Source organism: Streptomyces sp. NPDC002574 (assembly GCF_042889545.1).
Classification (GTDB): Bacteria; Actinomycetota; Actinomycetes; order Streptomycetales; family Streptomycetaceae; genus Actinacidiphila.
The window spans coordinates 119,264-143,667 of the sequence record NZ_JBIARB010000003.1; the positions used below are offsets into that span (position 1 = coordinate 119,264).

Sequence of the window (24,404 nt, forward strand, 5' to 3'; positions counted from 1 at the left end):
GGCCCAAATCGCGTTACGGGCCCCAGATGTCGGTCCGGTAACGGACGCGACCGGTGCTCTTATACACCCTTGACACCCCTAAAGGTCTAGGCCAAGCTTCGGGCACTGGTCTACACCACTTGGTACTCACTGCCCTGGGGAGGGTGTTGTGAAGCGCAAGCTGATCGCGGCGATCGGTGTCGCAGTCATGGTCGCCGGCGTTGCGGCCTGCGGTTCGGACGACAAGGGCTCCGACAAGGCCGCCGCGCCCAAGGAGATCACCGTCTGGCTGACGGTCGACGCACAGAAGAACTGGCCCGAGCTGGTGAAGCAGGCGGACGACGCCTTCACGGCCGCGCACAAGGGCGTGAAGATCCACCACGAGTACTACGAGTGGACCGCCAAGAACCAGAAGCTCGACGCCGTGCTCGCCACCAAGAAGGTGCCGGACGTGGTCGAGATGGGCAACACCGAGACGCTCGGCTACCTGGTCAAGGGCGCGTTCGCCCCGATCGACAAGAGCAAGTTCGAGAACTCCGGTGACTGGCTGGACGCCCTGGAGGGCTCGGTCACGTACAACGGCAAGACCTACGGCGTGCCTTACTACGCCGGTGCCCGCGTCGGCACCTGGCGCAAGGACGTCGCCAAGGCGGCCGGCGTCACCAAGGCCCCGACCACCTGGGCCGAGCTGACCGACGCGCTCGACAAGATCCAGAAGAAGAACGGCGACAAGTTCTCCGCCTGGTACCAGCCCAGCCGGGACTGGTACACCGCGCTGGCCTTCGTCAAGGACGCCGGCGGCGACGTCGCCAAGGAGGACGGCGGCAAGTGGACCGCCTCGCTGTCCGACCCCAAGTCCATCGAGGGCCTGAAGACCTGGAAGGGCGTCCTCGACAAGTACTTCCACGGCGACAAGAACAAGGACGAGTCCGACCGCTACATCGTCTACGGCCAGGGCAAGTCCGCGCTCATCTACGGCGCCAGCTGGGAGGGCGGCGCCGCCGCCGACCCGAAGACCGACAAGACCGGCAAGCTCAAGGACAACCTGGAGACCTTCGCGCTGCCCGGCCCGAACGGCGACCTGCTGCCGAACTTCATCGGCGGCTCCGACCTGGTCATCCCGGCCAAGTCCGCCGCGCAGGACCTCGCCGCCGACTGGATCAACGACTTCACCGACACGGCCGCCCAGAAGGTCCTGATCTCCAAGGGCAACCTGCCCAACGCCAAGTCCCTGCTCGCGCCGCTGAAGGACGACCCGGCCACGGCCGCCTCGGCCCGCGCCAACGAGAACACCTGGTTCGTCCCGACCGCGCCGGGCTGGCTGCAGGTGGAGAAGAAGCAGATCCTGCAGAACATGCTCAACGACATCGCCGTCGGCAAGGCGTCCATCGAGGACGCGACGAAGTCCGCCGACGACCAGATCAACGCGGTGATCAACGCCGGCTGACCGGTGGTCAGGGCAGCACAGTGATCGACGCCGGCCGGCCGCCCACGGGCGGCCGGCCCCGGTGCGCGAACGCCAGGGACTGGAGTAGCCGAGGAGCACATGATGAGTGCCGTTGACACACCGCTCGACAAGGTGCCGCTCCCGCGGCAGCCGGCGGGACCGGGTCGCAAGCCACGCCGTCTGGGCGGGGCCGCGCTTCCCTGGGCCCTGCTCGCACCGACCATCGGCGTCCTGGTGCTGGTCCTCGGGTACCCGCTGGTCCGGCTGGTCACCCTGTCCTTCAAGCAGTACGGGCAGGCCGAACTCTGGCAGGGACTGCCCGGCGACTGGCAGGGCTTCGCCAACTACACCCACGTACTCGGCGATTCGGAATTCTGGGCCGTCGTCCTGCGCACCCTGCTCTTCACCATCGCGGCGGTGCTGCTCACCCTCGTCCTCGGGATGGCGGTGGCGCTGCTGCTGCAGCGGGTCTCGCCCTGGATGAAGACGCTGATCAACATCGCGCTGGTGGCGAGCTGGGCGATGCCCATCGTCGTCGCCATCACCGTCTTCAAGTGGATGTTCGACAGCGACTACGGCGTCCTCAACTGGCTGATCAGCCGGCTGCCCGGGGTCGACTTCAGCGGCCACAACTGGTTCACCGACACCCGGCAGGGCTTCCTCGTCATCACCCTGATGGTCGTCTGGGGCGCCATCCCCTTCGTCGCCATCACCCTGCACGCCGGCCTCACACAGGTGCCCAAGGAACTGGAGGAGGCGGCGCGGATGGACGGCGCCGGCCCGGTCAAGGTCTTCCGGCATGTCACCCTTCCGGTGCTCAAGCCGCTGATCGTCATGCTGACCACCCTGTCGGTCATCTGGGACATGGGCGTCTTCCCGCAGGTCTTCCTGATGCGCGACGGCCACCCCGAGCCGGACTACCAGGTGCTCACCACCTACTCGTACGACCAGGCCTTCGTCGCCAACGACTACGACGCGGGCGCGGCCATCGCCGTCATCACCGTGCTGCTGCTCCTCGGCGTGATGGCCGTCTACATGCGCCAGATGCTGAAGATCGGAGAGGTGGAGTGACGACCGTGCTCGACACCGCCCCCGCCCCGGCGGCCCCGCCCGCCTCCCCGGCCCGCCGCGTCGGCCGGCGCCCGCGCCGCAAGGGACGCACCGTCTACAACCTGCTCGGCCTGCTGGTCGTGGTGGTCACCGGCTTCCCGGTCTACTGGATGCTGAACACGGCGTTCAAACCGGCCAAGGACGCCATCGACCCGAACCCCAAGTTCTTCCCGACCAGCCTGTCCTTCCAGAACTTCTCCGACGCCCTCGACATCGGCGACTTCTGGGGCTCGGTCGGCCGCAGCCTCATCGTCTCCGGCTCGACGGTGGGCCTCGGCCTGATCATCGGACTGCTGGCGGCGCTGGCCATCTCGCGCTTCGTCTTCCGCGGCCGCAAGGCGGTCATCGTCGCGATCCTCGCCGTCCAGATGGTGCCGCTGGTCGCGATGATCATCCCGGTCTTCCTGCTGCTCAACCAGATCGACCAGATCGACAAGCTCTCCGGTCTGGTCATCACGTACCTGACCTTCATCCTGCCCTTCACGGTCTGGACGCTGCGCGGCTTCATCGTCAACATCCCCAAGGAGCTGGAGGAGTCGGCGATGGTCGACGGCTGCACGCGCATGGGCGCGTTCCTCCGGATCGTCCTGCCGCTGCTCGCCCCCGGTCTCGTGGCCACCTCGATCTACGCGCTCATCCAGGCCTGGAACGAGTACCTCTACGCGATGCTCATCATGAGCCAGGAGCACCAGACGGCCACCGTCTGGCTGGGCAACTTCGTCACCTCGCGCGGCACGGACTACGCGCCGATGATGGCGGGTTCGACGATGATGGGCGTTCCTGTGGTGATCTTCTTCCTGATCGTGCAGCGCAAGGTCGCCGCCGGCCTGACCGCCGGGGCGGTGAAGGGATGACCGAGACCTTGAGCCAGATCCCCGACGGCACCGCGGACGCCGACGACCTCGCCCGGGACGCCCTGGCCGTCCTGCAACCGGGCTTCCACGGCACCTCCGCCCCCGAGTGGCTGCTGCGCCGGCTCGCCGAGGGCCTGGGCTCCGTCGCGCTGTTCGCCCGCAACATCGAGTCGCCCGAGCAGCTCGCCGCGCTCACCGCGCAACTGCGCGCCGTACGGCCCGAGGTGCTGATCGCCGCCGACGAGGAGGGCGGTGACGTGACCCGGCTGGAGGCGCGCACCGGCTCCTCCTTCCCCGGCAACCTCGCGCTCGGTGCGGTCGACGACACCGCCCTGACCCGCGACGTCGCCGCCGAACTGGGGCGCCGGCTGGCCGCCTGCGGGGTCAACCTCAACTGGGCGCCGTCCGCCGACGTCAACTCCGACCCCGGCAACCCGGTCATCGGGGTGCGGTCCTTCGGCTCCGAGCCGCTGCTCGTCGCCCGGCACACCGCCGCGTACGTCGAGGGGCTGCAGTCCGCGGGTGTGGCCGCCTGCACCAAGCACTTCCCCGGGCACGGCGACACCTCCGTCGACTCCCACCACGCCCTGCCCAAGGTGGACGTGGACCCGGACACCCTGCACTCCCGCGAACTGGTCCCGTTCCGCGCCGCCCTGGCCGCCGGCTCCAAGGCCGTGATGAGCGCGCACATCCTCGTCCCGGCCCTCGACCCGGACCGCCCGGGCACGCTCAGCCCCGCCGTCCTGACCGGGCTGCTGCGCGACGAGCTCGGCTACGACGGCCTCATCGTCACCGACGGCATCGAGATGCGCGCCATCGCCGACACCTACGGCGTCGAGCGCGGCACGGTCATGGCGATCGCGGCCGGTGCCGACGCCATCTGCGTCGGCGGCGGCCTCGCCGACGAGGAGACCGTGGTCGCCCTGCGGGACGCCATCGTCGACGCGGTGCGCGCCGGCGAACTGCCGCGCGGGCGGCTCGCCGACGCGGCCGCCCGGGTACGGGCACTCGCGGCCTGGACCACGGGGGCGGCCGGCTCCGCCGCCGGCACCGCGCCGGACCCGGGGATCGGCCTCACGGCGGCCCGGCGCGCGCTGCGCGTGACCCGGACCGAGGAGTACGTGCCGATCGCCGAGGCGCCCTACGTCGCCGCGTTCACCCCGGTCGCCAACATCGCGGTCGGCGCCGAGACGCCGTGGGGGGTCGCCGCGGAACTGGACCGGCTCCTGCCGGGGACGGTGACCGGCACCTTCCGCCAGGGCGATGCTTTGACCGCAAATGTGCTCCGGTCCGCGGCGAACCGTAGGATCGTCGCAGTGGTCCGTGACGTGCACCGTCACCCCTGGATGGCCGAGGCGCTGGGTGCCCTGCTCGCCGCCCGGCCGGACACGGCGGTGGTGGAGATGGGCGTCCCCCAGGCTCCGCCCTCCGGCGCGCTGCACATCGCGACCCACGGCGCGGCCCGCGTGTGCGGGCGAGCGGCCGCGGAGGTCATCGTCGGCAAGGACGCCGACGCCTGACCGCCCCGGAGGCGCCACCCGTTCCAGAGACCGACCTGGAGGCTCCCAGAATGTCCGCCCCGACTCCGACCCAGCAGCCCCCGATGCCGGGCCGGATCATGTCCGGTGAGATGGCCGAGCAGCCCGCCGTGCTGCGCCGCATCCTCGAGGAGGGCGCGCCGCGCATCCGCGAGATCGCCGAGCAGATCGCCGCGCGCGGGCCGCGCTTCGTCCTGCTAACCGCGCGCGGCACCTCCGACAACGCGGCGCTGTACGCGAAGTACTTGATCGAGGTGCTGCTCGGCAAGCCGGCGGGTCTGACCTCCATGTCCACCACGACCGCCTACGGCGCCCGCCCGGACCTCACCGACTGCCTGGTCATCACCGTCAGCCAGTCCGGCGGCTCGCCCGACTTGGTGGCCTCCACCCGGGCCGCCCGCGAGGCCGGCGCGATCACCCTGGCGGTCACCAACAACGCCGACTCGCCGCTGGCCGAGGTCTCCGAGTTCCACATCGACGTGCTCGCCGGACCGGAGAAGGCGCTCCCGGCGACCAAGACGTACACGGCCGAGCTGCTCGCCCTGTACCTCTTCGTCGAGGGCCTGCGCGGCGGCGACGGCAACGCCGCCAAGATCCTCCCCGAGCTGGCCGAGCAGATCCTCGCGCGCAAGGACGAGGTCAAGGCGCTGGCCGGCCGGTACCGCTTCGCCGAGCGCCTGGTGCTCACCTCGCGGGGCTACGGCTACCCGACCGCGAAGGAGGCCGCGCTGAAGCTGATGGAGACCAGCTACATCCCGGCCCTGTCCTTCTCCGGCGCCGACCTCCTGCACGGTCCGCTGGCCATGGTCGACAACGTCTCGCCGGTCATCGCCATCGTCACCGAGGGCAAGGGCGGCCAGGCGCTGCAGCCGGTCCTCGACCGGCTCCGCGGCCGGGGCGCCGACCTCGTCGTGATCGGCAACCGGGCGTCCGTCGAGGCCGCCTCCGCGGGCTTCGTGCTGCCGACCGCGGGTGTGGCCGAGGAGGTCCAGCCGATCCTGGAGATCCTGCCGCTGCAGATGCTGGCGTACGAGGTCACGATCGCCCGCGGCCAGGACCCGGACGCACCGCGCGCCCTGGCGAAGGTGACCGAGACGCACTGACGCCGTCCCGCGCCCGGCCCGTGGGCGCGGTGGGTGGGGGAATCCCGCCCGCCGCGCCCACGGGCTTTTCGCGTGCCGGGTCGTCCCGAACGTCAAAGCTGTGAAGCCGGCGGCGTGCGGAATACGCGGGAGGCAGCGGGGAGACCGTGGGAAGCCGGGGGAGGCAAAGGCACGAAGGTGCCGGAAACCACTTCGGGCCGCGGCGCCGGAACGGGACCCTCAACCCGTCCAGCACCGCAGCCCGGAGCTGCTGTCGGCGCCGTGGCACGCGGGGTGTGCGGTTCCCGCGGCCCGCTAGGGCCGACTCGTGAGGCCTGGCGCAGTCAGGGCAGAGAGCGCCCCGGCCTCGCTCCACCCTTCTGTGCGGGAAGGGTGGAAGTTCAGTTGTTCACATCAATTCTGGACTAGACCATTATCCGTTGTCCATAAGCTGACGCAGTCAGATCATAGGGGCTCGAAGCCCTTTGTGGGGACTGGATGTCAGCGCTTGCCATGAGCGCGGGTACGCTCATTTGCGTGCCCTCCATGAACGATCTCGTACGCCAGCACACCGACCTCGACGATTCCGATCTCGAGTGGCTCCATCTGCTGGTGTCGGAGTGGCAATTGCTCTCGGATCTCTCCTTCGCCGACCTCGTCCTCTGGGTCCCCACGAGCGACGGCACGCGTTATGTGTCCGTCGCACAGATGCGCCCCAACACCGGCCCCACCTCCTACCAGGACGACATGGTCGGCCATCTCGTCCCGCGCGGCCGCCGCCCGATGCTGGACGCCGCGCTCGACGAGGGCCGGATCGTGCGGGAGGGCGACCCCGAGTGGCGCGAGGAGGTGCCGGTGCGGGTCGAGTCGATCCCCGTGCGCCGGGCCGGGCGGGTCCTCGGGGTGATCGCGCGCAACACCAATCTGCTCACCGTGCGCACACCGAGCCGGCTGGAGCTCACCTATCTGCAGAGCGCGTCCGACCTGGCGCAGATGATCGCGGCGGGCACCTTCCCGTTCCCGTCCGAGCAGGTCGACATGGACGCCTCGCCGCGCGTCGGCGACGGACTGATCCGCCTCGACGCCGAGGGCATCGTCCAGTACGCCAGTCCCAACGCGCTCTCCGCCTACCACCGTCTCGGCCAGGCCGCGGACCTCGTCGGCCACCACCTGGGCACCGCCACCGCCGAGCTGGCCCCCTCGCGGGGCAAGAGCCACGAGGCGCTGGTGACCGTCGCCAGCGGCAAGGCGCCGCGCGAGACCGAGATCGAGGGCAACGGCGGCGTCATCCAGCTGCGTGCCATCCCGCTGAGCCCCAAGGGCGTCCGCAGCGGCTCGCTGGTGCTGCTGCGCGACGTCACCGAACTGCGCCGCCGCGAGCGGGAGCTGATCACCAAGGACGCCACGATCCGGGAGATCCACCACCGGGTGAAGAACAACCTGCAGACGGTCGCCGCCCTGCTGCGGCTGCAGGCCCGCCGGATGGACTCCGACCAGGGGCGCGAGGCGCTGGAGGAGGCGGTGCGGCGGGTCGGCTCGATCGCGATCGTGCACGAGACCCTGTCGCAGAACCTCGACGAGCGCGTCGAGTTCGACGAGATCGCCGACCGCGTGCTGGCGATGGTCTCCGAGATCTCACCCGGTCGGGTCAACACGCGGCGCGCCGGCCGCTTCGGCATCCTCAGCGCGGACGTCGCCACCCCGCTGGCGATGATCCTCACCGAGCTGCTGCAGAACGCCCTGGAGCACGGATTCGGCCCCACCGAGCAGGGCTCGGTCGAGGTCTCGGCGGAGCGGCGCCAGGGGAAGCTGGCGATCGCGGTGCGCGACGACGGCCGCGGCCTGCCCGAGGGCTTCGATCCGCAGCGGGCGGGCAACCTCGGTCTGCAGATCGTACGGACCCTGGTGGTGGGGGAGTTGGGCGGCACCTTCGACATGGTCCCGGCGGAGGAGCGCGGCACGAAGGTGGTGCTGGAGCTCTCGCTGGAGAGCTGAACGCCCGTCGTGCGACCGGCCGGAGGAACGCGAAAGCCCCGGCTGCTCGGGGGAGCTGCCGGGGCTTCTTGCGTCGCGATGCTGCGCGGTTCGGAGGTGCTGCGCGCTGCGGCTCGGGGGTAAGCGAGTGCGTCAGGCGCTGGCGTTGCGGGCGCGGTTGCGGGCGGCGCGGCGCTTCATTGCGCGACGCTCGTCCTCGCTGAGGCCACCCCACACGCCGGCGTCCTGGCCGGTCTCAAGCGCCCACTGCAGGCACTGCTCCATGACGGGGCAGCGGCGGCAGACGGCCTTGGCTTCCTCGATCTGCAGCAGCGCAGGACCGGTGTTGCCGATAGGGAAGAAGAGCTCAGGGTCTTCTTCGCGGCAAACGGCGTTGTGACGCCAGTCCATGGCTGCTCCATCTCCTTGTATTGCTTGCACGTTGCTTGTGAATGTGAACGCTTTCACGAATCCCCAGACACGACACGGGACATCGCCCAGTCTCCTGGGTGCGGTCCCGCGGGGGTGTGGTGAGGATTCCGGCTACTGAGGACGCCCGAAGAGCGGCTGTCCCGATCGCCAAGAAGAGACTCGCAAACCTGGGCTGCGGATACAACCCCTTCCGGAAACTTTTTTTTGATTCCTCGGTGTCGGCTCGGTCACAGCCGTACTTCCATGGGGTGCAGGGCAGCCTAAACGTTCGAGTGGAAGGACTTTATGTCCTTCTGCTTACACAATCACACGCAGTGCACGGCGTACGCCTGAGAAGGTTGCGCTGATTCGCAGTCCCAGGTGGTCTCCGTCCACCTGGAACGGCAGTGGCGCCTGCGAATGCAAGGTGAAGTCCGTCAGGTCGTGCAGCGAGGTCGCGTGCTTGCCGTGCGGCCCCCGTTCGGGGGTCGAGCGCAGCAGCTGGGTGGCGATGCGGGTCACCGCGGTGGTCGACAGACGGGACAGCCCGAGCACGTCCAGGGCGGTGTCGAAGGACGCCCGCGGCGACGCGTAGACCGGGCGATTGCCCAGGTAGGTCCAGGGGGCGGTGTTGCAGACTATGGCGATCGCCAGGTCGGTGACCGGGGCCTCGCCCGGCTGCTCCAACGTGATCGACCCGCCGCGGCGGGAGGGCTCGGCGAGGAACTGCCGGACCATCTGCCGTATGTAGAGCGCGTGCGTCGAACGCTTGCCGAGCTCCCGCTGCTGTTCGACCCGGCCGACGACGCCCGCGTCGAAACCGAGGCCGGCGCAGAAGGTGAACCAGCGCGCCGGCACGCCCTCGTCCGCCGTGCCCGGCGTGCCGCTCACCCGGCCCAGGCCGACCGTCCGCGAGCTCCCCTCGCGCAGCGCGTCCAGCAGGGCGCCGGTCGCCTCCACGGGGTCGTTGGGCAGGCCCAGGGCGCGCGCGAAGACATTGGTGGAGCCACCGGGCACCACCGCGAGCTTCGGCAGCCCCTCCGGGTCGGGGCCGTTGTGCAGCAGCCCGTTGACGACCTCGTTGACCGTGCCGTCGCCGCCCAGGGCCACGACGAGCTCGATCTCGCCCCCCTCGGCGGCCTGCCGTGCGAGGTCGCGCGCGTGCCCCCGGTACTCGGTGGCGGCCACCTCCAGCTTCAGGTCGCTGGCCAGCGCGTGCGCGAGGACGTCACGGGTGCGGGCGCTGGTGGTGGTGGCGGCGGGATTGACCACGAGGAGAGCGCGCATGACCGCCAGGGTACCTACCGGGCGGTACCGCCCCGTACTCCCGGTGGGAGCCGGGCGGCTACCCTGCTGGGGTGAGTGGCAAGGAGAACCCCGTGCGCCCGGGCCGTACGAGCCGCCTCGCGGCGGCCGCCGCGGTCGCGGCGCTGGAAGGCGCCGCGCTGGCCGCGTGGGGCATCGCGATGCTCGTCCTCGGGCTGGTCGGCAACCCCGACAGCCCGCGCCAGGCCGAGGCCGGCGGCCTCACGGTGCTGGCCCTGGCGGTCATGCCCCTGGCGGCGGCCTACGGCCTGTGGCAGGCCCGCCGCTGGAGCCGCGGACCCGCCCTCATCATTCAGCTCGTCGCGCTGCCGGTCGCCTGGACGATGGCGCAGAACGGCGGCGTGATGATCGCCGCGGGCGCCGCACTGGGCGCCGCGGCGATCGCCGAGCTGGTGCTCCTCGTGCACCCCGCCGCCACCGAGGCCCTGGGCATCGCCACCACCGAGGGCTAGCCCCTCGGCGCGACGGCCGTCACTCCTCGACGAGCAGCTTGTCGCGCAGCTGCGCCAGGGTGCGGGCCAGCAGCCGGGAGACGTGCATCTGGGAGATGCCGACCTCCTGCGCGATCTGCGACTGCGTCATGTTCCCGAAGAAGCGCAGCAGCAGGATCTTCTTCTCGCGCGGCGGCAACTGCTCCAGCAGCGGCTTGAGGGACTCCCGGTACTCCACGCCCTCCAGGGCGTCGTCCTCGGCGCCCAGGGTGTCGGCGACGGCCGGCGACTCGTCGTCGGTGTCGGGGACGTCGAGCGAGAGCGTGCTGTAGGCGTTCGCGGACTCGAGGCCCTCCAGGACCTCCTCCTCCGTGATCTTCAGGTGCTCGGCCAGCTCGTGGACGGTCGGGGCCCGCCCGTGCCGCTGGGAGAGCTCGCCGGTGGCCGTCGTGAGCGCCAGGCGCAGCTCCTGGAGCCGCCGCGGGACGCGCACGGCCCAGCCCTTGTCCCGGAAGTGCCGCTTGATCTCGCCGACGACGGTGGGGGTGGCGTAGGTGGAGAACTCCACCCCGCGGTCGACGTCGAACCGGTCGACGGACTTGATCAGGCCGATCGTGGCGACCTGGGTGAGGTCGTCCAGCGGCTCGCCGCGGTTGCGGAACCGCCGGGCCAGGTGCTCCACCAGCGGCAGGTGCATCCGCACCAGCTGGTTGCGCAGCTCGGCGCGCTCCGGCGAACCCGGCGGAAGCTTGCCCAGCTCCACGAAGAGCGCACGCGCCCCGGCCCGGTCGTGCGGGTCGTGGTGCTCGTGGTGCGCCTGCTGCTCCTGCTCCATGCGACCCGCCTGATCCGCCTGATCCGTCTGCTCGGGCGCGTCCTTCTCGTCGGGACGGTCCGCCGGTCCACTGCCGGGGTGGGGCCGTGCCTCGTCCTGTCGCGCCGCAGGGGCGGGTACGGGGCGGCCCCTCACCCCGGGCGTACTGCCTTCCAGATCGTTCACGGCGATTCCCCCGTTACAGCTGTCCCGGTCCGGCACCGCGCTTCTTGTGCAGGGCGATGCTCACGGTCTTGTCCTCGGCCACGCTGGAGTCCACCTCGCCGGCCAGGGCGGAGAGCACCGTCCAGGCGAAGGTGTCGCGCTCCGGGGCGCGGCCGTCGGTCGTGGGGGCCGACACGGTCACCCACAGCGCGTCCCCGACCAGGCGGAAGACGCAGCTCAGCACGGACCCCGGGACGGCCTGCTGGAGCAGGATCGCGCACGCCTCGTCAACGGCGATGCGCAGATCTTCGATCTCGTCGAGGGTGAAGTCCAAGCGGGCCGCGAGGCCGGCGGTCGCCGTACGCAGCACCGAAAGATAGGCCCCTGCCGCGGGCAGCCGGACCTCGACGAAGTCCTTCGACCCGGGCTCGCCTGCGATCTCGGACACCCTCACCTCCAAGGTGGCACTCGCACTGCCCTCATCGGCACTGCACTGATCTGGTTCGGTTCGCCAGCGACGCTATCGCGATCCGTACCCCGGTGTCGCCCGGACGGAGCACGGCCGCCGCCATGAATGAGCCCCGGCCCGGCACCCCATGGCTGTCACCCATAGTAGGCGCATGCGCACGCACCGTGGGTAGGGGGCGAGGGGTCTCAATTCGAAAGAGAAGTCGCTTTGTTGACACGTGCCTGCTCCGCGAGGGTGCGCAGCGGTTCGCCGGTCAGCCGCTGCACCGTCCATCCGTCCTGGGGACGGGCGCCCATCGCACGGTAGAACGCGATCGACGGCTCGTTCCAGTCCAGTACGGACCACTCGAAGCGCTCGTAGCCCCGCTCGACGCAGACGGCGGCCAGTTCGGCGAGGAGCGCCTTGCCGTGGCCGCCCCCGCGCGCGGAGGGGCGTACGAACAAGTCCTCAAGGTACACGCCGTGGGTGCCGGTCCAGGTCGAGAAGTTCAGGAACCACACGGCGAAGCCCACCACGGCGCCGGTGTCGTCGTCCTCGGCGATGAACGCGAAGACCGCGGCGCCGGGTCCGAAGAGCGCCTCGTGGAGCTGCGCCGGGGTCGCCCGCGCGCTGTCCGGCTCCCGCTCGTACTCCGCGAGTTCGCGGATCATCGCGTGGATCTCCGGGATGTCTTCGGGCGCCGCGGATCGGATCATGCGGCCAAGGCTAACCGCTCGGCCGGCCCGTCACGACGGCCGCGACGACCGTCCCCTCGGCGAAGGCGCCCTCGGCGGCCAGCGTGAACACCCCGTGCAGCATCTTGGCGACGTACACGGGGTCCGGCACGAAGCCGTGGCGCGCGCCGAAGTCCTCCGCGAAGGCGTCCAGGGCGGGTGTGCGGCGCGCGTAGCCGCCGTGGTGGAACCGCTCCTCCAGGCGCCAGTCGCCGCGCGGCCCGCCGAAGGCCGCCTCCTGGAGGCGGCCTATGTCCTCCCGCAGGAATCCGCCCCCCTTGAGGACGGCGAAGCCGATCGCCCGCTGCCCGGGGTCCAGACCCGCCGCCAGCCCCGCCAGGGTGCCGCCCGTGCCGCAGGCGATCCCCACGACGTCCGCCGCGCCGCGCAGTTCCTCGCCGAGTGCCACGCACCCTTGTGCGGCCAGGGCGTTGCTGCCGCCCTCGGGCACCACATAGGCGGGGCCGAACCGCTCCAGGAGTGCCGCGAGGACCTCCGGCTCGTCCTTGCGGCGGTAGGTCGCGCGGTCCAGGAAGTGCAGGCGCATGCCGTCGGCGGCGGCACGGGCGAGCGAGGGGTTCAGCGGGCGCCCGGCGAGCTCGTCGCCGCGCACGACACCGACGGTGGCCAGTCCCAGCAGGCGGCCCGCCGCGGCGGTCGCGCGCAGGTGGTTGGAGTAGGCGCCGCCGAACGTCAGCAGCACCCGGTGTCCCGCGTCGGCCGCGGCGCGCAGGTTGAGGTGGAGCTTGCGCCACTTGTTGCCGGGCACCTCAGGGTGGATCAGGTCGTCCCGCTTGACCAGCATGCGCAGCCCGCGCCCCGTCAGCCGCTCGTCGCCGGTCAGCTCGACGAGGGGGGAGGGCAGCCGGACATCCGCGATCACCGCTTCATTGTGGCGGCACGGCGGGGGGAGCGGGACCCGGTCGGGGGCCGGTCACGGTGCCGCCGCGTCGAGGGCGTCCGACAGCCCCACGGCCGCCTCCCCGGCGTCCCACGCGGGCAGCGGCTGCTCGGCCCACAGGACCTTGCCGTCGGGGGTGTAGCGGGTGCCCCAGCGTTCGGCGATCTGGGCCACGAGGAAGAGGCCGCGGCCGCCCTCGTCGGTCGTGGCCGCGTAGCGCAGGTGCGGCGAGGTGCTGCTGCCGTCGGAGACCTCGCAGGTCAGGGACCGGTCGCGGAGCAGCCGTACGGAGATCGGCGGGGAGCCGTAGCGGATGGCGTTGGTGAGCAGCTCGCTGACGATCAGCTCCGCGCCGAAGCTCAGCTCGAACAGGCCCCACTCCTCCAGCCGCTCGGTCACCGCCGCCCGTACGCCCGCGACGGCGGCGGGGTCGAGCGGTACGTCCCATTCGGTGACGTGGTCGGCGGGGGTCCGGCGGGTCCGGGCGATCAGCAGGGCCACGTCGTCCTTGGGCCGGCCGGGCAGCAGCGCGTCCAGCACGGCCTGGCAGCTCTCCTCCGGTGGCCGCTTCGGCCGCGCGGCCAGCGCCGCGCGCAGCATCTCCATGCCCACGTCCAGGTCGCGCGTGCGGTCCTCGATGAGGCCGTCGGTGTACAGGACGAGCTGGGTGCCCTCGGCGAGCTCCAGCTCGGCGGTCCTGAACGGCATGCCGCCCAGCCCCAGCGGCGGGCCCGCGGGCAGGTCGGGGAACTCCACGGTGCCGTCGGTGTGCACCAGCGCGGGTGGGTGGTGCCCGGCCCGCGCCATGGTGCAGCGCCCGGTGACGGGGTCGTAGATCGCGTACAGGCAGGTGGCCCCCATGACACCGGCGCCGACCTCGGTGTCCGACTCGTCCTGGTCGATACGGCCGACGAGGTCGTCCAGGTGGCACAGCAGTTCGTCCGGCGGCAGGTCGAGGGTGGAGAAGTTGTGCACCGCGGTGCGCAGCCGGCCCATGGTGGCGGCGGCGTGCAGCCCGTGGCCGACGACGTCGCCGACCACGAGCGCCACCCGGTTGCCCGGCAGCGGGATCACGTCGAACCAGTCGCCGCTCACGCCCGACTGGGCCGGCAGATAGCGGTGGGCGACGTCCAGGGCGCTCTGCTCCGGCAGGGCGCGCGGCAGCAGGCTGCGCTGCAGGGTGACGGCCAGGGCGTGCTCACGGGTGTAGCGGCGGGCGTTGTCGATGTTGATGGCGGCGCGGGCGACCAGCTCCTCGGCCAGCGAGAGGTCCTCCTCGTCGAACGGCTCCGGCTTCTCCGAGCGCCAGAAGTTGACCACGCCCAGGACGACGCCGCGGGCCTTGAGCGGCGTCGCGATGAGCGAGTGGATGCCGTAGCGGACGACGTCGCGGGTCCGCTCGGGGTCCTGGGCGAGCCAGCCGGGGTCGTTGCCGAGGTCGGTCACCAGCTCCGAGCGCCCGGTCCCGAAGCCGCGCGCCTGGGGGGTGGACGGCAGGAAGTCGATCAGCTTGCCCAGCGGGTACAGCGGGGCGTCGCCGTGGATGCCGCAGACCGCGGTGCGCCGCATGTCGACCGCCTTCCCGCCGGTGGGCTCCTCGCCGTGCAGGACGGGGTCGGCCAGATCGACGGTCACGTAGTCGGCGAAGCGGGGGACCGCGACCTCCGCCAGCTCCTCGGCGGTGCGGACCACGTCGAGGGTGGTGCCGATGCCCAGGCCCGCGTCGTAGAGCAGCTTGAGGCGCTCGCGGGCGACCTCGGCGCGGCCGGCGAGTGCCTGGAGCTCGGTGGAGTCGCGCAGGGTCACCACCGAGCCCGACAGGTCGCCGGTGGCGTTCGTGCGCCGCTGGTTCACCGCCAGCAGGCGGTCGCCGGCCGGGAGGAACTCGTCGGTCGCCTCGCGGCCGGAGGTCAGCAGCTCGACCATGGCGGGTTCGAGGTCCGCCAGCTCGGTGACGTACCGCCCCTCGGTGTCGGCCGGCAGGTCGAGCAGGCGCTCGGCCTCGTCGTTGACGAGCAGCAGCCGGCCGTTGCCGGCGACGATGAGCACGCCCTCCCGGACGGAGTGCAGCACCGTGTCGTGGTGCTCGTACATGCGGCTCATCTCGACGGGGTCCAGGCGGTGGGTCTGCCGTCGCAGCCGTTTGGTGATGAGCGCCGTCCCGCCCATGGCCAGGGCGAGCGCGGCGGCGCCCGCGCCGAGGATGATCGGCAGTTGCCGGTTCACCACGACGGTCACGTTCGTGACCTTCATGCCGGCCGAGACCAGGCCGATGATCCTTCCGTGCGGGTCGTCGACGGGGTCGTGGACCGGCACGACGGCCTGCACCTCGTGGCCGAGCGGGCCCTGGACGCTCTCGGTGTGGACGTGGCCGTGCAGCGACGGCTCGATGGTGCCGACGAACCGCTGGCCGATCCGTGCCGGTATGGGGTGCGTGTAGCGGATGCCGTGGGTGTTCATGACAACGATGAAGTCGACCCCCGCCTCCTTGCGGGCCAGTTCGGTGACCGGCTGCAGCACCTTGGAGGGGTTGGGGCCCTTCAGCGCCTCCGGCAGCCCCGGGGAACGCGCGAAGGTGCGCGCGGCCGCCACGGAGCGGTTGACGGCCTCGCGCTCGCTGTCGTGCCGCGACTGCAGCACCAGCGCGAACATCCCGCAGACCACGAGCAGCACGACGACCGCCACCTGCAGGACGAACACCTGCCCGGCGACGCTACGGGGACTCTTCTCGCTCAGTGACCGCACCGGTACGCCCCGAATCGGCCGAAAACGTCGACCATGTCGCATTTCTAGCACTGCGGGTGGGGCGCTGCCAGAGGCCGAAGGGGCCGTCGGCGCGCCCCGCGACGCCGCGGGGCGCGCGCGGACGGCCTCAGAAGTGCAGCTCGGCGGGGAAACCCGTCCAGCGCAGTTCCTCCGGAAGGTGGCGCATGTCGTTGTAGAGCAGGACGGAGTGCGGACGTCCCGGCGTGTAGCGGATGACGGTCAGCGCGGCGTTGGCGTGGTCGAGGCCGAGCCAGCGCCACGGCGGCGCGTCGAGGGCCGCCGAGACCAGCCGGCCGATGAGGAAGTTGTGGGTGACCACGAGCTCGTGCGTGGCCTTGCCCGCGGCCGGCGGCCCGGTGAAGCGGGCCAGTGCCTCCCGCGCCAGCTGCGGTCCCCACGCGCGGTCCTCCGGGCCGAAGCGGTCCAGGAACCGGGAGAGGTAGTACGCGCTGTCCGGGGGCAGCTCGGACTCCCGCGGGAAGTGGGGCGGGTAGTCGCCGGCCAGCTCGTTCGCCTCCACGGGCACCGCGGCGCCCAGTCGCTCGCCGATGAGCGCGGCGGTCTGCGCGGCCCGGGGGAGCGGGCCGTGGTGGACGGCGGCGAGCGGGGTTCCCCTGAGGCGTTCGCCGAGGAGTTCCGCCTGCCGGAAGCCGTTCTCCGTCAGGCCGCTCTCGTCGGGCAGCGCCTCCGCGTGCCGGGTCAGATAGAGGTAGCGGCTCGCCGTGCCGGTCATGCCGGGCCCCTCTCGGGTGTCGGGGATGCTGGGCGTGGAGACGTCCCCCGTACCGGCCCGGTTCCGCCGTGCCGCGGAGCGTACCCCGCAGGATGATGCCACGGGCCGTCCGGCCGCCCGGCGGCACCCGCCTGCCAATCGCCCTCGGGCAGGCGGGAGTTGGCGGGCCCCCGTCCGGCACCCCGACGGCTGCCACGGGGGCGGGACGCCGCCCCCGGCGTAAAATGGGACGGACGCCCTAGGCGAGCCGACGCGGGAGGCCGCGATGCGAACGCCCGGAATGCCCAAGCCGCAGCGGAGGCAGCAGGCGCCACGGATGCCGAGGACGCCGGGCCTGCCGCGGACTGGACGCCACTGGGCGGTGGTCGCCGTCCTCGCCGCCGTCGCCGTGGTGGTCGCACTGAGCGTCGGCGTCCCCTTTGCCGCGGTGTTCATCCTCGCCGTCGCCCTGATGGGCCCGCTGCTGATGGTGATCATGCTGCACGCGCTCCGCGGCCCGCGCCGCGACGGCTTTCAGGTCCGGCCGCCGGACTCCCCGCGGCGGGGCTGAGCAGCCGCCGAGGCCCGTCCCAGCAGCAGCGCGCGCTCCCGCTCGTTGCGCGTGAGCCCCGCGGCGCGCAGGAACTCCGCGCGCGCCTCGTCGTGCCGGCCCAGGCGCTCCAGCAGGTCGCCCCGCACGCTCGGCAGCAGGTGGTACTCGCGCAGGGCGGGCTCGTCGGTGAGCCGGTCGACGACCGCCAGCCCCTCCTGCGGCCCGTACGCCATGGTGACCGCGACCGCCCGGTTGAGCTCCACCACCGGGGACGGTGCCCGCACCGCCAGCACCCCGTACAGATCCGCGATGCGCCGCCAGTCGGTGTCCTGGGCGCGCGCGGCCTGGGCGTGGCAGGCCGCGATGGCCGCCTGCAGCGCGTAGGGCCCGGGCGGGCCGCCGGCCGCGTCGGAGCGGGCCAGGGCGGCGAAACCGCGGCGGATCAGCAGCCGGTCCCAGCGCCGCCGGTCCTGGTCGATCAGCAGCACCGGCTCGCCGTCCGGGCCCGTCCTGGCGGTGGCGCGGGAGGCCTGGATCTCCATCAACGCGGTCAGTCCGTGGACCTCGGGCTCCTTCGGCATCAGGCCGGCCAGCAGCCGGCCCAGGCGCAGTGCGTCCTCGCACAGTGCCGGACGCATCCAGTCGTCCCCGGCGGTCGCCGAGTACCCCTCGTTGAAGACCAGGTAGATGACCTCCAGCACCGAGGACAGCCGTTCGACCCGCTCCGGTCCCTGCGGCTGCTCGAAGGGCACCTCCGCCTTGGCCAGGTTCCGCTTCGCCCGGACGATGCGCTGCGCGACCGTCGCCTCGGGCACCAGGAAGGCCCGCGCGATCTCGGCGGTCGTCAGCCCGCCCAGCAGCCGCAGCGTGAGCGCCACCCGCGCCTCGGTGGACACCACCGGGTGGCAGGCGGTGAAGACCAGCCGGAGCAGGTCGTCCTCGATGTCGTCGTCCGCCGCCGCCTCGGCCGCCGCGAACCCTGCCTCGGACTCCGGCGGGCGTGCCTCCAGGGCGTGTCCCAGTTCCTCCAGCTTGCGCGCGAAGACCTCCTTGCGGCGGACGAGGTCGATCGCGCGGCGCTTGGCCGCGGCCGTCAGCCAGGCGCCGGGGTTGGCCGGGACGCCGTCCCGCGGCCACTGCTCCAGGGCGGCCACCAGGGCGTCCTGGGCCAGCTCCTCGGCGACGCCGATGTCGCGCACGACGCGCGCGACAGCGGCGATCACCCGGGCCGACTCGATCCGCCACACCGCGTCGATCGCTCGGCGGGCGTCATCGGAGCCAGAAGCCGTACCGGTCACAGCCACCCATCAGAGCAGCCGCCCCGGGCAGCCGCAACCCGTTCGGGGGAGCGGCGCGCCCCCGCCCTCAAGCGAGCTCCGGGGCCTCCTCCATCTGGCGAACCTCGCAGGTGAGCTCCCATTCGTCGCCGTGCACCTGGAGGAAGCGCTTGGTCCACTCCAGCGCCTCCTCCTTCGACTTCGCCTGGACGATCGCGTAGCCGCCGATGAACTCCTTCGACTCGGCGAAGGGCCCGTCGGTGACGGTGAGCTTGCCGTGGTCCCAGTGCATCCGGAAGCCCTCGGCCGGCGGGCGCAGCCCGGCGGTGTCCAGCAGCACACCTGCCGCGGACATCTCCTCGATGAGCTTGCCCATGTCCTCCATCAGCCGCTCGCTCGGGCCGCCCGCCGGGACCTTGTCCTCGTTGATCAGGATCAGTGACATGAAACGCATTGCCGTACTCCTCTGTCTCGGTCGTTCTCGGTCGTTCGCGTGTGTCGTGCCGTTCCGGCGGCGCCGCGGCCCCGCTTCTGCATACGCGTCGAACGGGCGGCGCACGGATCGACACGGCGGCCGAAGATTTTTCCGGGCGGTCCCCACCGGCACGCCCCGGCCGAGCCCCCGCCGGTGGAGCGGGCCCCGCCATGAGCGTGGGCAAACGGGTGACGTGCGCGTAAGCCGCCCGTACAGGGGTCACCCGGTCCGGTGATATCCGGCAGCCGGGCTTGGTCCCGGGGGAGCCGGGCCGTGATGCTGAGCAGGAAGCGGCTGCGCCCCGGACCAGACGCCGCGCCGGGTGCGCGGCGGGCGTGTGCCCGGCATGAAGGAATTGTCCTAGATGATCCAGATCTTCTTCGCGGCGACCCAGTACGCGGCGGCGACCGTCACGGCGGCCGTCCGGGCGGGGCTGTTCGGCCCGCGCGAGGGGCACCGCCGCCTCCTCGTGGTGAGCAACACCTCGGCCATCCCCGAACTGACCACGCCCCTGGACCGGATGGCCGGTTTCGAGGCGCTGCGCCCGGAGTTCGACGCGGTGCACTCCTGGAACGAGACGATCGCCCCGCACCACCCGGTCGGCTGGTCCCCCCGCGAGCAGGACCTCACCGTGTGGGAACGGGCGCTGCGCATGGCCTGGGACCTCGGGGACGGGCCCGTCGAGATCGCCTGCGAGTCGCTGCAGGCCAACCCCTCCCGCGCGGCGGCCGAGATCTTCGCCGAGAGCACGATCCACGTGTACGCCGACGGCCTGATGAGCTACGGCCCCACCCGTGACCGGCTCCCCGGCGGCATCGCCTGCCGCGTCGCGCGCCTGCTCCACCTCGACCTGCTCCCGGGACTGCGCCCACTGCTGCTCTCGGAGTACGACGTCGAGGCGGTGCCGATCCCCGTCGAGACCTTCCTGCGCACGCTCTCCGGCATCGGCGCAGGCGCGCCGCCCGCGCCGGGCCGGTACACCGCGGTGCTCCTCGGCCAGTACCTGTCGGCGCTCGACCTCATCTCCGAACGGGAGGAGGACGAGCTGCACGCGCGCATACTGCGCGGCGCGGTGGCCGCGGGCCATACCTCGGTGCTCTTCAAACCGCACCCCAGTGCCCCAGTGCACCGGTCGCGCTCCCTGGAGCGGGCGGCCGCGGAGCTCGGGGCCGAACTCACCGTCCTCGGCTCGCCGGTGCTCGCCGAGACCCTCTTCGAACGGGACCGCCCCGAGCTCGTCGTGGGCTGCTTCTCGACGGCGCTGGTCACCGCCGCGTCCTTCTACGGCATCCCGGTCGCCCGGGTCGGCACCGAGCTGCTGCTGGAACGGATCACGCCGTACGAGAACAGCAATCGCGTGCCGCTCACACTGATCGACGCCGCGCTGCCCGATCTGGAACGCGACATGGAAGTGGTCGGCAAGCCCCCGGCGCTCACGGGTGAGATGGTCGCCGAACGACTCGCACCACTGATCCGCGCCGTCGGCTACTGCATGCAGGCACGGGCCCATCCGGCCCTGCGCGCCGACGCGGAGGCCTGGCTCACCGGCCATCAGGCCGGTCCCGCGCGGTACTTCAAGCGACGCCGGCTGACCAGCCTGCGGCTCCCGGGTGGGGCGCCGGTCCGCGCCGAGGCGCTGCGCCGCCACCCGGCCGTGCGGCGCATCGTGCGTAGGTTGCGGGCCGTCAGGAGCTGACCGCGGCAGTCAGCCGAGGGGCACCGGCAGCCGCTGCCGGGCGCCGGTGCCCGCGGCGAGCACCTCCATGCAGGCGATGAGGAGGAACGCCGGGCCGGTCAGCCGGACGCCGTCCCTGGGGTAGAGCCACACGGCCGGGTGCGGGGCCGCCCGGCGGGGGTCCCGCGCGGCCAGCCACGACCCGCGGGTGAGACGGCGCAGCCCCAACGGGGCCCACACGTCCTCGCCGTGGGGCGGCACAAGGAAGTAGAGGAAGCCGCAGCGGCGGTCCCACATGACCGGTCCCAGTGGCGCGGTGCTGTCCTGCAGTCGCGCGTGGATCTCGTGGCCGGGTCGTTCGGGGACGCGCACCGCGTCCCAGCGCACGCCGGCGGGCAGCAGCAGTACCCGGTTCCTGGCGCGCTCCCACGCGCGCAGCCGGCACGCCGTCCCACCGGTTCCCTGGGCGAGCCAGGCCGCGAGGGCGGGCCCGCAGAATTCGTCGCACATACCTCTCCCGGATCTTCCGCAAGTGATCAACGTGAGCACGAGGGGCCGGCGGGAGGTGTCGTCAAAACACCGAAAGTCTGCTGTCGGCATGTGCTGTGAGCAATGCCCATGACGTTGAATCACTTGATCGGATGGAGCAAAAGCGGCCAGTTTTGGGCATCTGGGTTTCGCCGGGGTTGATCACCTCTAGATTCCGTCCGGATGCGGCGGGTGCCGGGCGTGACGTGCCGCGTCGCGGGAGCGTTGAAGGTTAGGACTACGCGGCCGGAGTGCAGTTTTCGTGATGCTGCGGAAAATCGCCCCGGGGTGCGTGGAATCACTGTCAGGATTCCGGGACACGGACCGCCGTCGGAAGGAGGACCGGCCCGGGCGGACGGGGCGGACGGTGGTCCGCGCTGCGCTGTCCAGAAGTGTTGGACGGCCCGTCTGGTCACGTTGGACGCTAGTGGCTGGGACGTCCTGCGGCAAGCATTTCGCGGCATTTGGGTCCGGACGGTGTCGCGTGGAAGGGTGAAGGTGCAGGTGAGGGCGGCCGCAGCCGGAGCGAACCGCGGTGGCGGATATAGACTCGATCTCACTCGGACGGGTCAACCGACGTGCTAGCAGGAAGAATCCATCCCGTGGTGAACGCACTGCAGGAACTGATCAGGCGCCGGCTGGAGCAGCGGGGCTGGTCGTACGGCGAGGTGGCACGCCGGGGAGGCGTGCCGCGCTCGACCGTGCACCACCTGGCGACCAGCGCGCGGGTCGCCCGGATGCCCCAGCAGTCCACCCTGGACGGGCTGGCCCGGGGCCTGGAACTCCCGCTGGACACCGTGCGCAGAGCCGCCGCCGAGGCCTGCGGGATCCACCTGTACTTCGCGGACGGCGCGGCCGCCGGCGGCGAGGGCGGCACTGCCCCGGACCCCGAGGTCGCCACCCTGATCGCCAGTGTCCAGCGGCTGTCCGAGGCCGATCGCCGGCACGTCGCCGCTCTCGTCGAGTCCCTGCTGCGCAGCGCACCCGAACCGGAGGCCGGGCCCGGGCCCGGTGCCGGTCCCGCGGCAGCCCCGGAGTCCTCCGGCTGAACCTCCGTCATGGTCACCGCGGTGGCGGGAAGATGGGGACGCCATTGGTGGACGCATGGGTACTGCCGATGGCCCGGACGGTCTGATGCAGCACGGTGCTGATTTGGTCATTGCCGGAGTCCGCTGACCGGGGCATCCCCGCCGGAGCGACATGCCCATGCCGGTTCTGCCGTGGTGTGTGGTGGTGAAGTAACCCAAGAAGGGACAAAGGGCGGGGGGAACGGGGATATTCTCTCCAGTCCCGGGACGAGTGGGTGGGCCCCCGGAGCCTCCGGTGAGAGGGGTGCACGTGCTTTTCGTTCAAGGGGCGTCCGCGACCGCAGTCGTCCGCCACCGGACGGGAGAGTCCGTCGTCCTGCTTTCCGGCGAACTCCCCGCGGTGCTGACCCCGTCGAGTCTGAACGAACTGCTGAATCTGGCCGCGGCCGTTCTGAGCCCGGAGGAGATGGAGCTGTTCCGCAGTTGCCTGACCGCGCTGCGCTGCGGGGAGAAACTGCAGGAACGCCGCATCGAGGTCAGCGGCGCGGTCCTCACCGTCTACAGCAGTTGATCCCGCATCATGGCGGGCAAGGGCGGGCCCCCGGGGGAATGCGCCCCCCGGGGACCCGCCTCATGAGCCGGCGGGATCAGAAGCGCCCGCCACGGAACGCGTAGCTGCAGCCGCAGTCCCTCCCGTCGCGTCCGAACTCGAAGCGGTCGCGTCCGAAGCCGAACCGCTCACCCCCTCGGTCGTCCCAGCCCCGGCCGTGGCCCCAGTGGTTGCTCCAGCGGTAGTAGGTCCACAGCCGGACACCGCCCCGGTGGCCGCCGCACCAGCCTCCGTGGTGACCCCGGTCGAAGCCGCCCCGGCTGTAGCCGCCCCCGTCGTAGCCGCTGCCGGTCACGGCGTGCGAGGGCGCGGCCTGGGCCGTGCCGGTGAGCGGCACGATCACCGCGACGGCTGCCAGGGCGGTCGTCGCAGCGGCCCGAGCGAGTTTTCTCATCGGTTTTCTCCTCACAGTGGATGAATTGCCGGATGGCCCGCCAGACGTTACTCGGCGACCGCACGGAATTCATTCGGCGACAGGTGGCCTGGAGGCCGATCGGACGACCTCGCAAGGGTGTCGTTGACGAGGGGTGAAACCGCCTGTGAGCTTTGCTGTCGACTACTGGAAGGGCTTTCCGGGAACGGTCCCGGGAAACACACTCCAGGGTGACCGGTATTCGGCATGTCGGTCGTTCGGGATGTTTTTGTAAATGCCCCGGAAATGCCGTCTGCCAAATTCCTCGTGGTGTATTTCAGCTGCTGTGGACGGTGAGGACCGCGCCGCTGACCTCGATGCGGCGTTCCTGCAGTTTCTCCCCGCAGCGCAGCGCGGTCAGGCAACTGCGGAACAGCTCCATCTCCTCCGGGCTCAGAACGGCCGCGGCCAGATTCAGCAGTTCGTTCAGACTCGACGGGGTCAGCACCGCGGGGAGTTCGCCGGAAAGCAGGACGACGGACTCTCCCGTCCGGTGGCGGACGACTGCGGTCGCGGACGCCCCTTGAACGAAAAGCACGTGCACCCCTCTCACCGGAGGCTCGGTCGGCTCTTGCACCTCGGAGATCGAGAGGATAGCCACCGTTTCGCCGGACTTCGCCGCTTCCGTGCGGACTTCCTCAGTTCGGGAAGTGGGCGGATTGACCCGTTCGAGTGATAACGGGGCGGCCGGGGTGTGGGGCCGGCCGGCCGTGGAGTGGCCTCCCACCAGTCGTTTCCCGTATCAGGAAGCACAGTTGACGCAGCGTCGGCACATTCGGCGACGCTTGCCGGGGGTGGGGTGCGCGGCTACTGTCCAACGCCGTCAGACAGTTCGTCCGGTGTGGATGGACGGATTCTGGGATCCGCTGCCTGCCCGCACCCATCGTCCGAAGGAACCCTCATGCTCGACATGCGAGAGCTGGACACCGAGTCCGCGGAGCTGCTGCCCGGCCGCGAGGCCCTGGGCAAGCTCAAGTTCAGCTTCGTCAAGACGACGCACGTGACCAAGCACGTCGCGCACGTCGACGCCCACAACCAGTCGCTCGGCGTCAACGTCGACTCCCCGTACGCCGTCGCGCAGTCGCAGGCCACCCAGGCCATCAGCATCTGCCAGTAGCCCGCGGCCGACGGCTCCACATCATCCGAGAGAGGTA

At 71.5% G+C, this 24,404-nt stretch carries 25 protein-coding genes; 12 read left to right on the forward strand and 13 right to left on the reverse strand.

The window, feature by feature from the left end; translation table 11 throughout:
- Positions 1–148 precede the first annotated feature (148 nt).
- The 6 genes from ACFYXS_RS07475 to ACFYXS_RS07500 all read left to right on the forward strand — a co-directional run bounded on the left by ACFYXS_RS07475 (position 149) and on the right by ACFYXS_RS07500 (position 8,005).
- On the forward strand, positions 149–1,426 hold the full coding sequence (locus tag ACFYXS_RS07475) for an extracellular solute-binding protein (protein ID WP_389244926.1): 1,278 nt from the start codon (positions 149–151) through the stop codon (positions 1,424–1,426).
- Between the two features lie 102 nt (positions 1,427–1,528).
- Positions 1,529–2,497, forward strand: coding sequence for a carbohydrate ABC transporter permease (locus ACFYXS_RS07480; protein ID WP_389244928.1), 969 nt, complete (start codon positions 1,529–1,531; stop codon positions 2,495–2,497).
- A 5-nt stretch (positions 2,498–2,502) separates the two neighbouring features.
- Positions 2,503–3,390 (forward strand): carbohydrate ABC transporter permease, encoded by an 888-nt coding sequence (locus tag ACFYXS_RS07485; protein ID WP_389244930.1) that lies wholly within the window; start codon positions 2,503–2,505, stop codon positions 3,388–3,390.
- A complete protein-coding gene (locus ACFYXS_RS07490) occupies positions 3,387–4,910 on the forward strand; it encodes a glycoside hydrolase family 3 protein (RefSeq protein ID WP_389244932.1) in 1,524 nt (507 codons plus the stop codon). The genes ACFYXS_RS07485 and ACFYXS_RS07490 overlap by 4 nt, the downstream gene beginning before the upstream one ends.
- Before the next feature lie 50 nt (positions 4,911–4,960).
- Positions 4,961–6,031: an SIS domain-containing protein gene (locus ACFYXS_RS07495; protein ID WP_389244934.1), complete on the forward strand. Its 1,071-nt coding sequence runs from the start codon at positions 4,961–4,963 to the stop codon at positions 6,029–6,031.
- A 525-nt stretch (positions 6,032–6,556) separates the two neighbouring features.
- Positions 6,557–8,005 carry a sensor histidine kinase gene (locus ACFYXS_RS07500; RefSeq protein WP_389245801.1) on the forward strand — a complete coding sequence of 483 codons (1,449 nt, stop codon included), beginning with the start codon at positions 6,557–6,559 and terminating at the stop codon, positions 8,003–8,005.
- A gap of 132 nt (positions 8,006–8,137) precedes the next feature.
- Here ACFYXS_RS07500 and ACFYXS_RS07505 read toward each other — a convergent pair whose 3' ends face one another.
- Together ACFYXS_RS07505 and ACFYXS_RS07510 are read right to left on the reverse strand one after the other, a co-directional pair.
- A complete protein-coding gene (locus tag ACFYXS_RS07505) occupies positions 8,138–8,395 on the reverse strand; it encodes a WhiB family transcriptional regulator (RefSeq protein ID WP_018563321.1) in 258 nt (85 codons plus the stop codon).
- 318 nt (positions 8,396–8,713) lie between these two features.
- Positions 8,714–9,682 (reverse strand): diacylglycerol/lipid kinase family protein, encoded by a 969-nt coding sequence (locus tag ACFYXS_RS07510; RefSeq protein WP_389244936.1) that lies wholly within the window; start codon positions 9,680–9,682, stop codon positions 8,714–8,716.
- Positions 9,683–9,753: 71 nt separating this feature from the next.
- Between ACFYXS_RS07510 and ACFYXS_RS07515 the strand changes: the two genes are divergently transcribed.
- Positions 9,754–10,173 (forward strand): hypothetical protein, encoded by a 420-nt coding sequence (locus ACFYXS_RS07515; protein WP_389244938.1) that lies wholly within the window; start codon positions 9,754–9,756, stop codon positions 10,171–10,173.
- 19 nt (positions 10,174–10,192) lie between these two features.
- Here the strand turns inward: ACFYXS_RS07515 and ACFYXS_RS07520 are convergent, their stop codons facing one another.
- From ACFYXS_RS07520 to ACFYXS_RS07545, 6 genes are all read right to left on the reverse strand, one after another.
- The gene (locus ACFYXS_RS07520; RefSeq protein WP_389245803.1) at positions 10,193–11,122 is read right to left on the reverse strand and encodes an RNA polymerase sigma factor SigF; all 930 of its coding nucleotides are present in this window, start codon (positions 11,120–11,122) and stop codon (positions 10,193–10,195) included.
- 43 nt (positions 11,123–11,165) lie between these two features.
- Positions 11,166–11,579: an anti-sigma regulatory factor gene (locus tag ACFYXS_RS07525; RefSeq protein WP_319665704.1), complete on the reverse strand. Its 414-nt coding sequence runs from the start codon at positions 11,577–11,579 to the stop codon at positions 11,166–11,168.
- 206 nt (positions 11,580–11,785) lie between these two features.
- Positions 11,786–12,295 carry a GNAT family N-acetyltransferase gene (locus ACFYXS_RS07530; RefSeq protein ID WP_319665705.1) on the reverse strand — a complete coding sequence of 170 codons (510 nt, stop codon included), beginning with the start codon at positions 12,293–12,295 and terminating at the stop codon, positions 11,786–11,788.
- Between the two features lie 10 nt (positions 12,296–12,305).
- The gene (locus ACFYXS_RS07535; protein WP_389244941.1) at positions 12,306–13,196 is read right to left on the reverse strand and encodes a 1-aminocyclopropane-1-carboxylate deaminase/D-cysteine desulfhydrase; all 891 of its coding nucleotides are present in this window, start codon (positions 13,194–13,196) and stop codon (positions 12,306–12,308) included.
- A gap of 51 nt (positions 13,197–13,247) precedes the next feature.
- Positions 13,248–16,001, reverse strand: coding sequence for a SpoIIE family protein phosphatase (locus ACFYXS_RS07540; protein ID WP_389244943.1), 2,754 nt, complete (start codon positions 15,999–16,001; stop codon positions 13,248–13,250).
- 85 nt (positions 16,002–16,086) lie between these two features.
- Entirely contained in the window at positions 16,087–16,713 is a 627-nt protein-coding gene (locus ACFYXS_RS07545) for a histidine phosphatase family protein (RefSeq protein WP_389244945.1), read from the reverse strand.
- A 316-nt stretch (positions 16,714–17,029) separates the two neighbouring features.
- Between ACFYXS_RS07545 and ACFYXS_RS07550 the strand changes: the two genes are divergently transcribed.
- Positions 17,030–17,263, forward strand: coding sequence for a hypothetical protein (locus ACFYXS_RS07550; RefSeq protein WP_389244947.1), 234 nt, complete (start codon positions 17,030–17,032; stop codon positions 17,261–17,263).
- On the opposite strand, the gene ACFYXS_RS07555 is transcribed toward ACFYXS_RS07550, so the two are convergent.
- The gene (locus tag ACFYXS_RS07555) at positions 17,227–18,543 is read right to left on the reverse strand and encodes an RNA polymerase sigma factor (RefSeq protein ID WP_389244949.1); all 1,317 of its coding nucleotides are present in this window, start codon (positions 18,541–18,543) and stop codon (positions 17,227–17,229) included. The genes ACFYXS_RS07550 and ACFYXS_RS07555 overlap by 37 nt on opposite strands.
- 67 nt (positions 18,544–18,610) lie before the next feature.
- A complete protein-coding gene (locus ACFYXS_RS07560) occupies positions 18,611–18,976 on the reverse strand; it encodes a YciI family protein (RefSeq protein ID WP_389244951.1) in 366 nt (121 codons plus the stop codon).
- A gap of 385 nt (positions 18,977–19,361) precedes the next feature.
- Here ACFYXS_RS07560 and ACFYXS_RS07565 point away from each other — a divergent pair, with 385 nt between their 5' ends.
- Positions 19,362–20,693: a polysialyltransferase family glycosyltransferase gene (locus ACFYXS_RS07565; protein WP_389244953.1), complete on the forward strand. Its 1,332-nt coding sequence runs from the start codon at positions 19,362–19,364 to the stop codon at positions 20,691–20,693.
- A 9-nt stretch (positions 20,694–20,702) separates the two neighbouring features.
- Here ACFYXS_RS07565 and ACFYXS_RS07570 read toward each other — a convergent pair whose 3' ends face one another.
- Positions 20,703–21,182, reverse strand: a complete 480-nt coding sequence (locus ACFYXS_RS07570) for a hypothetical protein (RefSeq protein WP_389244955.1) — start codon at positions 21,180–21,182, stop codon at positions 20,703–20,705.
- Positions 21,183–21,802: 620 nt separating this feature from the next.
- Between ACFYXS_RS07570 and ACFYXS_RS07575 the strand changes: the two genes are divergently transcribed.
- Together ACFYXS_RS07575 and ACFYXS_RS07580 are read left to right on the forward strand one after the other, a co-directional pair.
- A complete protein-coding gene (locus ACFYXS_RS07575) occupies positions 21,803–22,249 on the forward strand; it encodes a helix-turn-helix domain-containing protein (RefSeq protein ID WP_389244957.1) in 447 nt (148 codons plus the stop codon).
- A gap of 289 nt (positions 22,250–22,538) precedes the next feature.
- On the forward strand, positions 22,539–22,799 hold the full coding sequence (locus ACFYXS_RS07580) for a hypothetical protein (protein ID WP_389244959.1): 261 nt from the start codon (positions 22,539–22,541) through the stop codon (positions 22,797–22,799).
- Between the two features lie 76 nt (positions 22,800–22,875).
- Here ACFYXS_RS07580 and ACFYXS_RS07585 read toward each other — a convergent pair whose 3' ends face one another.
- A complete protein-coding gene (locus ACFYXS_RS07585) occupies positions 22,876–23,232 on the reverse strand; it encodes a hypothetical protein (protein ID WP_389244961.1) in 357 nt (118 codons plus the stop codon).
- Between the two features lie 295 nt (positions 23,233–23,527).
- Positions 23,528–23,788: a hypothetical protein gene (locus ACFYXS_RS07590; protein ID WP_389244963.1), complete on the reverse strand. Its 261-nt coding sequence runs from the start codon at positions 23,786–23,788 to the stop codon at positions 23,528–23,530.
- A 363-nt stretch (positions 23,789–24,151) separates the two neighbouring features.
- Here ACFYXS_RS07590 and ACFYXS_RS07595 point away from each other — a divergent pair, with 363 nt between their 5' ends.
- Positions 24,152–24,367 carry a hypothetical protein gene (locus ACFYXS_RS07595; protein WP_319665718.1) on the forward strand — a complete coding sequence of 72 codons (216 nt, stop codon included), beginning with the start codon at positions 24,152–24,154 and terminating at the stop codon, positions 24,365–24,367.
- Positions 24,368–24,404 lie beyond the last annotated feature (37 nt).